This window comes from Streptomyces pimonensis (genome assembly GCF_041380215.1).
Classification (GTDB): Bacteria; Actinomycetota; Actinomycetes; order Streptomycetales; family Streptomycetaceae; genus Streptomyces; species Streptomyces pimonensis.
The window spans coordinates 78,510-90,554 of sequence record NZ_JAHWZY010000013.1; the positions used below are offsets into that span (position 1 = coordinate 78,510).

Here is a 12,045-nt window from a genome sequence, read left to right on the forward strand (position 1 = left end):
CCAGCCCATCCCCCCGCGCCGGGGTGACCGGGACTTTCCACGGACACGGCCACCCCGGCTCTCCCTTTACTCCCGCCCCTAACGGGGCAGTCAGGAGCAGTTCCAGCATGTCTGAGAACGTCGTCCACCTCCACAAGCACACCGACCCGACCGCCGAACCGGCGACCGTGACCACCCTCACCGTCGTCCCGGACGCGCCGCCCGTGCGGCCGGTGCCGCTGTGGGTGCGCTCCGGCCGCGCGGTGAAGTCGGCCGTCACGCACGAGGGCACCAAGGCCACCATCCGCGCGGTGGCGCGACATGGCCTGTACACGGTCAACGGCGGGCGGATCGTGGCCCGCCGCGCGTGGGACGGCCGCACCGGCTCCCGCTATGAGCGGATGATCCGGGCAGCGGAAGCCGCGGGGAACCTGGAAGCGGCCGAGGAGTGGGAGGAGCGCTTGCAGCGCTTCCGCGCCGCCCGCCACCACCGCCGCATGGACCTGCTCCACTCCCCCGTCGACGCCGCCAAGGGCGTGGCCGTCGGCGCCGGCATGAGCATCGGTCTGCTGGTCGCCCTCGGCATCGTCATGGCCATCAGCACCGAGGACGTCGGGCACGTCATCACCCCACTCACGGCGACCATCGACTTCATCGCCTTACTGATCCGGATCGTGCAGATCGTGTGGGGTCCGGCTCTCACGATCGGCCCGTTCCTGGCCCTGCTCGCTCTGTGGTCGGTCGGCCGCAAGCAGCACGCCGCCCCTGCCTGGGCACTCCCCGCGAACGTCCGCAACGGTGAGGGGGAGCCGATCACGCCGTCGATCGTGGTCAAGGCCCTGCGCGACCTCGGAGTGCCCGCCCTGGCACGCGCCATCAAGGAGATGGGCGACGCCGGCGCCTCCATGCTCGGACCGATCACCATCGCCGGATGCGGCGTGGAAGTCGACGTCACCCTGCCCTCCGGGGTGTCAACCAACGAGGTGCAGAACAAGCGCCGCAAGCTCGCCGAGAACCTCACCCGGCACGAGCACGAGGTGTTCATCACCATCCCGACCGCCGCCCGCACCGTGCGGCTGTGGATCGCCGACTCGGGAGCGCTGGACGAACCGATCGGCCCCTCTCCGCTGGTCACCGACGACACGCTGACCGCCGACTACACCAAGGGCCGCGCCCCGTGGGGGCAGGACCTGCGCGGCGACGCTGCCGCCTTGTCGCTGTATCAGCGGCACCTGCTCATCACGGGGTTGTCGAATCAGGGCAAGACCGTGGCCCTGCGCTCGCTGGCTCTGTGGTTGTCGCTGGACCGGTCGGTGCAGTTCCTCATGGGCGACCTCAAGGGCGTCGGGGACTGGGCCATGTTCGGCGGACTCGCCACCACGCTGATCCAGGGCCCGACCGATGAGCACGTCATCCGGGTGACCGAGATGGTCGAGGGCGCGGTGGACGAGATGAACCGCCGGATCCAGGCCCCGCCCGGCACCACCTTCCCGCCGCTCATCGTGCTGGTCGACGAAGCGCAGGTGGCGTTCATGTGTCCGGCCAAGGACGCCGACAAGCGCCCCTACGGCGGGTCCAAGGCCAACTCCCGCTACTTCATGGCCGTCCGCAAAATCCACAACCAGGGGCGGGCGGTGAACGTCCTGATGTGGCAGGGCACCCAGGACCCCACCAACGAGAACCTGCCCAAACTCGTGCGCGAGGGCGCCCACACCCGCGCCTCCCTCGCCCTCGGTACCGAGTCGCAGGCCCGCATGGCACTCGGGGACAAGGCCGTCGACGGCGGCGCCGCCCCGAACCTGCTGCGGCCCGGTCTGGACCGGGGCACCCTGGTCGTCGCCTCCGACGGCATCACCATCCCGGCCGGACAGTCGTCCATCACGGTCCGCACGCACTACATCGACGACGACGCCGCCACCGCGATCACCGACCGGGCCAAGGCCCTGCGCGACGGCGTCACCACCCTGCACGCCATCGACCGCAGCGCGGACCACGATCCGCTCGCCGACATCGCGCACGTGATCGGCGACGCGTCACGTCTGCTCACTCTCGACATCCTCAAGCGGCTCGCCGTGCTGAACGAGGACGCCTATGGCACCTGGACGTTTGGTGACCTCAAGCGCGTGCTGGAGGCCGAGGGTGAGGAGCCCAAGAAGTCCAACGGGCGCATGGTCGTTCACCGCGCTCACGTCCTGCGTGCCCTCGCCAATCGCGACGGAGACGGTTCCGCTTCCGCCGTCGAGTAGCAGGGAGGAACCAGCGTCCAGCCCAGGGAGGCGGGGACACTCCCCCACCCGCCTCCCTACCCCGCATCCCCTGCACTGATCAGTGAAAACACCGCTCCAGGGAGTCAGGGAGGCACACAGGCCAGACCCCCGAAACACCCCACCGCACGGCACCCCCGAGGGGGTGCCTCCGCCTCCCTGGCCCAGCACCAGAAGGGATTCCGCATGTACCCCGAACCCGCCCGCCCCGCGCCCGCCGAACGGGCCGTGACCGCCTACCTGCCCACCCCGCTCCCGCCCACCGTCGTCCACCCGGCACCGGTCGCCCCCGTCCAGCCGGACACCGTTCCGGCGGTCGCGAGCATCGTCCTGCCCGACGGCCGGATCGTCACCGGCTACGCCATCGACGCCGCCCGCCCGGAGCCGGTCACCGCGAAGCCGGCCGTCTCGCGGACGGCGGTGAACGTCGCCCTCGGAGGCGTCGGCTTCCTCGCAGTGTGCGGCGGACTGCTCCTGCTCACCTCATTCATCGCCGCCCTGACCGCGTTCGTCACCCAGCTCATCACCCTCGCCGCCGTCATCTTTGGCGGCTGGATCGCCGTCCAGGTCCTCGGAGCGGGCGGCCACAAGGGCGGCACCACCGTGAACATCCGCCGGGCCGTGATCAAACGCAACCACTTCCACGGCTAGCTACGCCAAGGGCGGCCCCCGTCTCGCCAAAGTCCGGGGCCGCCCTTGTCCACCAGCCATCCAACTGACCTGTGGAGGTCTCCCAGCATGACCCAACCCACCACCATCCGGCGAGTGCCCGGCCCACAGCCGCGGCTGCCCGAACCCCTGCGGACCGCGCTGACGCTGGTCGCGACCGGGATCCCGGTGCTGCCCCTGCGACAGGGGAAGGTGCCGTTCGGTAACTGCCACCAGTGCGCGCGGAATGCGTGCGGCGGCCGGCCGAACATGAAGAGCGCGGGCCCGTGCCGGTGCCCCGGCGTCTGCCACGCCTGGGCCGCCGCCACCATCGCCCCGGCCGTCCTCGCCTCCCCGGCCTGGACGGCCGCATGGCGGCGGGCCGTCTCCGTCGCCTACCACCCCGGCGGCGCCGGCCTGACCGTGGTGGACCTGGACGACGCGGGCGCCATCGCATGGGCCCGCGAGACCCTGCCCGCCACGCGGACCGTGGCGACGACGCGCGGTGAGCACTGGATCTACCGGGGCACCATGACGTCACACAACGCGGTGCGTCCCGGCGTCGACATCAAGTCGGCCATGTCCTACGCCCGTTACCTCGGACCCGGCGCCGGCACCATGACCGTCCTGCCGGACGTCGTCCGCGCGCTGGCCACCAAGGATCACTCCCCGGTTCGGCCGGCACTGCAGGCCGTCGCCATGCCCGCACGGTCCGAGGGTGGGGAGTGCCCGCACCGCACACCCGCCTATCTGGAGCGGGGCATCGCCATGGCGGAGCAGCGCATCACCGAGGCCCGCAGTGCGGTCCACGCGACCGTGTACCGGACGTTCCTCGCCGTGCTGTCCCGGCACGGCCGGTGCGGCTGCTTCACCGACGCCCACATGACACGGTTGTTCACCGCCGCGCAGGCCAAGGGCGAGACGCTGCGGCACTGCACTGACGCGTGGACCAACGCCCGCACGACGCTGGGATTGTGACCATGTCCGACGACGAGAAGACTCCCGCCCGCGAGGTCATCGCCGACTACGCGCAGGCGCACTTCCGGTACTTCCGCACCGCCGACGGGACCGTGTACGCGCAGAGGAACGGCCACCCCGTGGCCCGTCCGATCCGCTCCCAGGGCACCTCGGGCAGTCACCGGCAGGAACTCATGGTCGGTCTGTTCAACGACGGGCACGGCGTGTTCAACGGCACCGCTTTGAAAGAGGCATTGGACTTGATCGAGGCACTGGCGATGAGCCAGCAAGTACAGCCCGTCCACATCCGCGTCGCCCCCGGATTCGACGGGGCGACGTGGCTGGACCTGGGCCGCGACGACGGGCGGTCGGTCCGTATCCACCCCACTGGTTGGGACATCACCATTCCCGACCCGCGTGAGGTGTGCTGGCGGCGCACCCAGCTCACCGGGGAACTGCCCCTGCCCGCCAAGGATACCGATGGCAAGGGCATCGACGCCCTGCTGCGGTTGTGCAACTTCGCCACCGCCGAGACCGAGTGCCTGGCCATTGCCTGGCTCATCGGCTGCCTCGAGCCGTCCGTGCCCGTGCCCGCCCCGTTCCTCACCGGCCCGCAGGGCGCGGGGAAGTCCACCGGCGGCCGGATGCTCGTGCGGATCATCGAGGGCATGACTGGCGACCTGCGCCGGGCACCGAAGGACGAGGAGAACCTGATCGCGGCTGTGGCCGCCGGATGGGTCACCGCCCTGGACAACCTCTCTCACCTCGCCCCGGATCTGTCCGACCTGATGTGCTGCATCGTCACCGGTGCCGAGACCATCAAGCGCGCCCTCTACACCGACGGGGACGTCGTCCGCGCCCGCTACCGCCGCCCTCTACTGCTGACCGGCATCGACGTGGGCGTCATCCGGCCCGACCTCGCCGAACGGCTTTTGCCGCTCCGCCTGGAACGCCCCCATACCCGGCGCACCGAAGCGGAGCTGTGGGCGGAGTTCGAAGAGGCCCTACCCGTGATCCTGGGCTCCCTCCTGGACCTCACCGTGCAGGTGCGCGCGGCGGATGCGGACATCCCCACCGACCTGCGCATGGCCGACTTCGCCCATCTGTGCGCGCAGCTGGACGCGGCGACCGGTCTCGGAGCGCTGGGCGCCTACCGGGCCGCCCTGGACGACCTGAACGACGACGTCATCGAGGGCGACCTACTGGCGCAGACCGTGCTGAAGTACGCCGCCGGCCTGGACGCCGGGGCGGAGCAGCGGATGACGTCCACCGAGTGGCTGCACTGCCTCACCGGCCTCTACGGCGGTGAGGAGTGCCGTCCCCTGCCCAAGGGGTGGCCGACCACGGGCAAGGTGCTCTCGGACCGCCTCAAGCGCCTTCAGCCCACCCTCGCCGCCCGCGGCGTCCTCATCGACTGGGGCCGCACCAGCACGGCCCGCTACATCGAGATGACCCGGCCCCCGGCCCCGCCGCCCCCGCACGAGCAGGCACCGGCGTTCTGACCGGCGACATCACGCCCCTGCACAAGCAAGAGGAGCACCCCCGCCCGGCGTGCTCCTCTTGCTGTTCGGCGGCGCAGCCGCCCTGCAATGGTCGCGCCGCCAAGCGGCTCCTTCTTCGCGCTTGAACCGCGCACCACAACGGACACCCCCTTCTCTTGTCCGAAGGAAAGGGACGCTGCGTCACCTGCGTCACCCGAAGACGGCAAATGTCTGGCGACCTGCCGTTACAGCAGTGACGCAGGTGGCGGAGGCTGCGTCATCCCGCGTCACCTGCGTCATCTAGTGACGAAGGCCTGCGTCACCAGATGACGCGCTCAGAAGCTCTGCGTCACCGCGAGACCGCAGGTCAGAGCGACGCGTGTCACAGGTGACGCGATGACGCAGAATTCCGCACCTCGGACAGAGGCGGCCATGCCCTCCCCGCTTGGAGTCCCTATGGCACAGCCGACAGACCCCGACCCCCGCGCCACTCTCCGCGGCGGCCTCCCCGACCGGTACCTCACCCCCGCCGACATCGTCGAGATGTTCGAAGTGCCCCTGGAGACCGTCTACCAGTGGCGCAAGAAGCGCACCGGCCCGCCCGGCTTCCGCATCGGCAAGCACCTCCGCTACGACCCCGCCGACGTACGCGCCTACGTCACCGGCCTCAAGAACAGCGCCACCGCCGCCTAGCCAGACACCACCGCAGACAGCAGGGAGAACCGCCGTGCGCGGCTCTCCCTGCTGTGTGTTGAGAGAGGACCGCCGCCACATGGCAGGCCACATCCAAGACCGCTGGTACAAGACCGAGACCGACGCCAACGGGAAGCCCGTCAAGGCCAAGACCGACCGTCACGGAACGGGTCTCCGCTACCGCGCCCGGTACGTCGGCCCGGACGGCACCGAGAAGAGCAAGTCGTTCCGTGACAAGGAGCTGCGGCTCGCCAAACAGTGGCTCGCGCACATCGAGGCGGACATGTCGCGCGGTCAGTACGTCGACCCGCGAGCCTCCCGGACGACGTTCCGGCAGTACGCGGAACGTTGGGTGCAGACGCACACCGGCGAAATCAACAGCCGTGAGGCCGCGGAGCGTCGGCTCCGGCTGCACGCCTATCCGCACATCGGCTCGCGCCCGCTCGGCTCGTTCAAGCCCGAGCACATCCGTGCCTGGATCGCCGCCCTTGAAGCCACGGTGCCGGCGGAGTCGCACCGGCGCATCATCGTGGGCACGGTTTCCGCAGCGCTGAGCGCGGCAGTCGACGACGGACTACTCAGCAAGAACCCCTGCCGCGCCCGCACGGTGCAGCTTCCGAAGGCCGGTAAACCGCGCGTCGTCCCGTGGACCGCAGAGCAGGTCTTCGGCGTGCGCGCAGCCCTCCCCCGGCGCTACCAGGCCGCCGTGGATGCCGGGGCAGGATGCGGACTGCGGCAGGGCGAGATCTTCGGTCTGGCCATCGACGAACTCGACTTCGAGGGCGGATGGCTGGCTGTTGGCCATCAACTCAAGCGGATCCGGGGCAAGTACGTGTTCGCCCTCCCCAAGGGCGGCAAGGTCCGGGACGTGCCGCTTCCCAAGGCTGTGGCGGCCGTTCTCCGGGACCACGCCAAGGAGTGCGAGCCGATCGACGTGACACTTCCCTGGCGTACGCCTGACGGCCCTCTCGTCACCAAGCGGCTCATCTTCAGCGGAGTCGAGGGCAACCACGTACGCGTGAGCGTCTTCAACGATCACCACTGGAAGCCCGCCCTGGCCGCCGCCGGCGTCATCCCCAAGGCGAAGCCGGGCGAGCGCTACGCGTCCGCGCGCGAACACGGGATGCACGCTCTCAGGCACTTCTACGCGTCCGTGCTGCTGGACGCCGGCGAGAACATCCGGGCCCTGAGTCAGTACCTCGGTCACAGCGATCCGGGGTTCACGCTCCGGACGTACACGCACCTGATGCCGAGCAGCGAGGGGCGCACCCGGAAGGCCGTCGACAGCCTCTATCTGGCGTCCGACTCTCAAGATCACGGCCCAGGGACGGCCCAAGCCGCCTGATCCGGCCCCGGCCAGAGACGAACGTCCTGGTCGGGGCCCTACGGGGCCGGATCGCGCGAACTTCATCTACTTCTGGCCCATCTACACCGGCACCCCGATCCCCATCGAGGACTGGCGGGCGCGGATGTGGCTGGACACCTGGGTTTGAGCCGTTCCGGCGCTCGGGCGGATCTCCGTTCGGACAACAAACGGGAACAGCCGCCCCGGTTGTCACCCCCTGCGCATAGAGTGCTCACTCACCGGGCTTTTTGAACACGTTCATAAGGCGTGGGGGGCCTGGCGGAGGGGGAGCGCACGATGGGCAAGGGGGTCAAGACCGCCGTCGTCGGCGGCGTGTTCGCGGTGATGGTGGGCGGGGCCGGGTACGGCGTCTACAACATCGTGTCGGCTGTGAACGGCGACGGGGGGAGCGGCGCGAGCGCCGCGGGGACGAAGAAGTCCGGGCCGCCGGACGGCGCGGAGGTCGAGAAGACCACCAGGAGCTTCTTCGCGGCCTGGGAGAAGGGGCAGGCGGCGCAGGCGGCGTCGTACACGAACAACGCGCAGGAGGCCGGCGCGCTGCTGACGGCGTACGGCGACGACGCCCGCATAGGCGACGTCGAGATAACGCCCGGCACGGCCGCCGGCGCCACCGTGCCGTTCACGGTGAAGGCGACCGTCTCGTACGACGGGAGGTCGAAGGCGCTGGACTACGAGAGCGAGCTGACCGTGGTGCGCGGGAAGACCACCGGGCGGGCGCTGGTCGACTGGGCGCCGTCCGTCGTCCACCCCGATCTGGGGGAGGGCGACACCCTCGTCACCGAGGAGTCCGCGCAGCCGCCCATCGAGGCGGTGGGCCGCGACGGCACGGTGCTGACGGAGGAGAAGTACCCCTCCCTCGGACCGGTCCTGGACACCCTGCGCCAGAAGTACGGCGAGAAGGCGGGCGGCACCCCCGGCGTCGAGCTGGTGATCAGGCACGCCGAGGGCGCCGCGGACGGACCGGCCGCCGACACCCCGCTGCTGACCCTCGCCGAGGGACGGCCGGGCAAGCTGCGCACCACTCTCAGCGCCGGGGCGCAGGAGGCGGCCGAGAAGGCGGTGCGGCAGTACGCCAGGTCGTCGGTGGTGGCGGTCAAGCCGAGCACCGGTGAGGTGCTGGCGGTGGCCAACCACCGCGACGACGGGTTCAACGCGGCCTTCGAGGGCCAGGTCGCCCCCGGCTCCACCATGAAGATCATCACCGCCGCCATGCTCATCGACAACGGCGTGACCTCGATGAACGGCCCGGCGCCCTGCCCGCCCACCGCGACCTGGCAGAGCCAGACCTTCAAGAACCTCACCGGCATGGAGCCGAACGAGGGCGCCAGCCTCGCCGACAGCTTCCTGCGCTCCTGCAACACGGCCTTCATCAAGCTCATCGACGAGGAGCCGCTCAGCGACGCCTCGCTCACCCAGGAGGCCCAGGAGCGGTTCGGGCTCGGCCGCAACGACTGGAAGACCGGCATCGGCTCCTTCGACGGCAGCGTCCCCGCCGTCGCCGGCCCGGACCGTGCGGCGAACGCCATCGGCCAGGGCCAGGTGCAGATGAACCCGCTGAACATGGCCTCGGTGACGGCCACCGCGATCACCGGCGCCTTCCGCCAGCCGTACCTGGTCTCCCCCGACCTCGACGGCCGCCTGCTGGCGCAGGCCAAGGGGCTCCCGGCGGGCACCGCCGCCCAGCTCAGGCAGATGATGCGGCTCACCGCCACGCAGGGCACCGCCCGGGAGGCCATGGCCGGGCTCGGCGGCGACATCGGCGCGAAGACCGGTTCCGCCGAGGTCGACGGCAACGACACCTCCGACAGCTGGTTCACCGGCTTCCGGAACGACGTGGCGGCGGCGGCCATGGCCCAGCAGGGCGGCCACGGCGGCGACGCGGCCGGTCCGATTGTCGCAGCCGTGCTACGAGCGGCCGGCTGACCGCGCCGGGCCCGGGGCGGGACTTTAGGGTGGTGGCCGTCGTTGGCGCACGTGAGCACCACGAGGGCCACGGGGAGCCCGGCGGACAGCGGAGGAACGGGAAGCAGTGGGGAAGAACAAGAAGAACGCCGCCGAGAGGCGGAGGACGAGGCCCGTCGTGCTCGGCGGAGTGATCGCCGCGGTCGTCGGTGGCGCCGGGTTCGGCGCCTACGCGCTCCTCGGCGGCGCCGAGGACGGCACCCGTACGGCCTCCGCGGCCGAGGCCGTACGGACCGGCCCGCTCTCCGCCGACGAGGTCACCTCCGCGGCCGAGCGCTTCCTCACCGCCTGGCAGGCCGGGAAGGCGGACGAGGCGGCCGCCGCCACCGACGACCCGAAGGCCGCGGCCGCCCTGCTCACCGCCTACGCCGAGGACGCCCGGATCACGGACGTCACCCTCACCGCGGGCGCCCGCTCCGGCATCGAGGTCCCCTTCGCGGTCAAGGGCACGGTGTCGTACGAGGGGGCCGGCAAACCGCTGGCGTACGACAGCGCGCTGACCGTCGTGCGCCGGGACGGGGACGGGGCGCCGCGGGTGGCCTGGCGGCCCGCCGTCGTGCATCCCGAGCTCAAGGACGGCGACAAGCTGGTCACCGGCGAGGCGGGCACCCCGCCCGTCAAGGCGCTGGACCGGGACGGCGACGAGCTGACCACCGCCGCGTACCCGTCCCTGGGGTCGGTGCTGGACGGGCTGCGCGAGAAGTACGGCGAGAAGGCGGGCGGCGAGGCCGGCGTCGAGCTGCGGATCGTGCGCGGCAAGGAGTCGAAGAAGGCGGAGCTGTCCGACAAGACCCTCCTCGAGCTGAGCGAGGGCACGCCCGGCACGGTGAGGACCACGCTGGACCCGTCCCTGCAGGCCGCCGCCGAGGCGCAGGTGGCGAGGAAGGAGCGGGCGTCGGTGGTGGTGGTGCGCCCGTCGACCGGCGAGATCCTGGCGGTGGCCAACTCCTCGCACGGTTTCAACACCGCGTTCCTCGGTTCGCTGGCCCCGGGCTCCACGATGAAGGTGGTCACCGCCTCGATGCTGATCGAGAAGGGGCTCGCCTCGACGGACGAGAAGCACCCGTGCCCGAAGTACTTCAGCTACGGCGGCTGGAAGTTCCAGAACGACGACGAGTTCGAGATAAAGGACGGCACGTTCAAGGCGAGCTTCGCCCGTTCCTGCAACACGGCCTTCATCAGCCAGGCGCCCGAACTGGAGGACGACGACCTGACCGAGCAGGCCCAGCAGGTGTTCGGGCTGGGGAGGAACGACTGGCAGGTCGGTGTGCCGACCTTCGACGGCTCGGTGCCGGTGCAGTCGGCGGCCCCGATGGGGGCCTCCCTGATCGGCCAGGGCGGGGTGCGGATGAACCCGCTGAACATGGCGTCGGTGTCGGCGACGGTCCAGTCGGGCGTCTTCCGCCAGCCGTACCTGGTCTCCCCCGAGGTCGACGGGCGGAAGCTCGCGACGGCCTCGCGCACCCTGTCGGCCGGCACGCTGGCGCAGCTGCGGGAGTTGATGTCGTACACCGCGGCCTACGGCACGGCGGCGGAGGCGATGGCCGGGGTGAGCGGGCAGGCCGGCGCCAAGACCGGGTCGGCCGAGGTCGACGGGCAGGAGAAGCCCAACGGCTGGTTCACCGCGTACCGCGGGGACCTGGCGGCCGCGGGTGTGGTCCAGAAGGCCGGCCACGGCGGTTCGACGGCCGGACCGATCGTGGCGGCGCTGCTGAGGAGCGGCGGCTGAGCCGGCCGGGGGTCAGTGCGGGACGGGTTCGGCGGCGGCCGCACGGGTCCGCCGCAGGAACCGCGTCAGGGTCCTCGTCTCGAACTGCACCACCGACACGCCCCGCGCGGTGTGGAACTCGACCACGGTCTGGACGCGGCCGCACGGCCACACCCGTGTCTCGCCCCGGCCCGCGGGGGCGTGCAGGCCCTGCTCGAGGAGGTCCCGCGCGACGGCCCACTCGCGGGGCGCGGCGCCCGGGAGCGCCATGCGGACGCAGTGGGGGTCCCGGTCGGGGTCGTAGCGCAGCACCACGGGTACCGCTCCGCGGTCCTCGTCCAGGACGTCGGTGACGATGTGGGCTCGCGTGTGCTGCTCCACTGCGGACATCGGTGGCCCCTTACGCGGCGGCGATCTGCAGGAAGGGCGTGCAGGCCGTCCGCCCGCCCTCCGTTCCATCGTGCCCTGGATCCGGAGTTCGCGCTTCCGAGAGGCGTATGTCACCGATGAGTCATACGCGGGGCAGGACCATCGGATCGCTCCTGCGCATCACGGGCAACAGTCCGCATCCCCGGGTCCGTGCACGCACCCGACGGATTCCTCGACTTCACCGACGCCCCCGTGTCCACCGCCGCAGGTCCACCGCAGGCGCGATCGCCGGTCCACCGCAGGTCCGCCGCCGGCGCGATCGCCGTGAGCCTGCGCGGCGCGCGCCGGGAACTCGACGAGCGGACCGCGCCGCCGGCCGGACCGGTGGCGGCGTTCGTCTTCTCCGTGCCGATGCCGCGCTCCCCCGTCGCGGCGGGCACCGGCGGCCGTCTGCTCGGCGGCGCCCCCGCCATGATCCTCGTCGGTCCCTTCACGAGCGTCCTCTGCGTCACCGTCGTCCTGCCGGCGCAGGCCGCCTCTTCGCCGACGGCGGGCCGGCCGCGCTCGGCCGTGCGTGACGACCGCGCCCGGTCGGCTCCGGCCGGGAATCACGGGCGG

General features: G+C 71.3%; 9 protein-coding genes and 1 pseudogene. 9 read left to right on the forward strand and 1 reads right to left on the reverse strand.

Features of this window, described 5'->3' with window-relative positions:
- The first annotated feature begins 107 nt into the window (after positions 1 to 107).
- From KYY02_RS15300 to KYY02_RS15335, 8 genes are all read left to right on the forward strand, one after another.
- Positions 108 to 2,225, forward strand: coding sequence for a P-loop NTPase family protein (locus KYY02_RS15300; RefSeq protein WP_371238493.1), 2,118 nt, complete (start codon positions 108 to 110; stop codon positions 2,223 to 2,225).
- A gap of 204 nt (positions 2,226 to 2,429) precedes the next feature.
- Complete coding sequence (locus KYY02_RS15305) at positions 2,430 to 2,894, forward strand: hypothetical protein (RefSeq protein WP_371238494.1); 465 nt, start codon at positions 2,430 to 2,432, stop codon at positions 2,892 to 2,894.
- Between the two features lie 87 nt (positions 2,895 to 2,981).
- Positions 2,982 to 3,869 carry a bifunctional DNA primase/polymerase gene (locus tag KYY02_RS15310; RefSeq protein WP_371238495.1) on the forward strand — a complete coding sequence of 296 codons (888 nt, stop codon included), beginning with the start codon at positions 2,982 to 2,984 and terminating at the stop codon, positions 3,867 to 3,869.
- Positions 3,870 to 3,871: 2 nt separating this feature from the next.
- Complete coding sequence (locus KYY02_RS15315) at positions 3,872 to 5,350, forward strand: AICE element replication initiation protein (protein ID WP_371238496.1); 1,479 nt, start codon at positions 3,872 to 3,874, stop codon at positions 5,348 to 5,350.
- Positions 5,351 to 5,785: 435 nt separating this feature from the next.
- Positions 5,786 to 6,022, forward strand: a complete 237-nt coding sequence (locus tag KYY02_RS15320) for a helix-turn-helix transcriptional regulator (RefSeq protein ID WP_371238497.1) — start codon at positions 5,786 to 5,788, stop codon at positions 6,020 to 6,022.
- Between the two features lie 79 nt (positions 6,023 to 6,101).
- On the forward strand, positions 6,102 to 7,367 hold the full coding sequence (locus KYY02_RS15325; protein ID WP_371238498.1) for a tyrosine-type recombinase/integrase: 1,266 nt from the start codon (positions 6,102 to 6,104) through the stop codon (positions 7,365 to 7,367).
- Positions 7,368 to 7,664: 297 nt separating this feature from the next.
- Positions 7,665 to 9,311: a penicillin-binding transpeptidase domain-containing protein gene (locus KYY02_RS15330; protein ID WP_371238499.1), complete on the forward strand. Its 1,647-nt coding sequence runs from the start codon at positions 7,665 to 7,667 to the stop codon at positions 9,309 to 9,311.
- A gap of 106 nt (positions 9,312 to 9,417) precedes the next feature.
- The gene (locus KYY02_RS15335; protein WP_371238500.1) at positions 9,418 to 11,079 is read left to right on the forward strand and encodes a penicillin-binding transpeptidase domain-containing protein; all 1,662 of its coding nucleotides are present in this window, start codon (positions 9,418 to 9,420) and stop codon (positions 11,077 to 11,079) included.
- 12 nt (positions 11,080 to 11,091) lie between these two features.
- Here the strand turns inward: KYY02_RS15335 and KYY02_RS15340 are convergent, their stop codons facing one another.
- Positions 11,092 to 11,448: an SsgA family sporulation/cell division regulator gene (locus KYY02_RS15340; protein ID WP_371238501.1), complete on the reverse strand. Its 357-nt coding sequence runs from the start codon at positions 11,446 to 11,448 to the stop codon at positions 11,092 to 11,094.
- 189 nt (positions 11,449 to 11,637) lie between these two features.
- Here KYY02_RS15340 and KYY02_RS15345 point away from each other — a divergent pair.
- A pseudogene (locus KYY02_RS15345) lies at positions 11,638 to 11,996 on the forward strand (energy-coupling factor ABC transporter permease); the annotation flags it as partial.
- Positions 11,997 to 12,045 lie beyond the last annotated feature (49 nt).

Excerpts from the sequence above, each read along its gene's own strand:
- KYY02_RS15300 (WP_371238493.1), top strand. The coding sequence starts at position 108 with ATGTCTGAGAACGTCGTCCACCTCCACAAGCACACCGACCCGACCGCC.
- KYY02_RS15305 (WP_371238494.1), top strand. The coding sequence starts at position 2,430 with ATGTACCCCGAACCCGCCCGCCCCGCGCCCGCCGAACGGGCCGTGACC.
- KYY02_RS15310 (WP_371238495.1), top strand. The coding sequence starts at position 2,982 with ATGACCCAACCCACCACCATCCGGCGAGTGCCCGGCCCACAGCCGCGG.
- KYY02_RS15315 (WP_371238496.1), top strand. The coding sequence starts at position 3,872 with ATGTCCGACGACGAGAAGACTCCCGCCCGCGAGGTCATCGCCGACTAC.
- KYY02_RS15320 (WP_371238497.1), top strand. The coding sequence starts at position 5,786 with ATGGCACAGCCGACAGACCCCGACCCCCGCGCCACTCTCCGCGGCGGC.
- KYY02_RS15325 (WP_371238498.1), top strand. The coding sequence starts at position 6,102 with ATGGCAGGCCACATCCAAGACCGCTGGTACAAGACCGAGACCGACGCC.
- KYY02_RS15330 (WP_371238499.1), top strand. The coding sequence starts at position 7,665 with ATGGGCAAGGGGGTCAAGACCGCCGTCGTCGGCGGCGTGTTCGCGGTG.
- KYY02_RS15340 (WP_371238501.1), bottom strand. The coding sequence starts at position 11,448 with ATGTCCGCAGTGGAGCAGCACACGCGAGCCCACATCGTCACCGACGTC.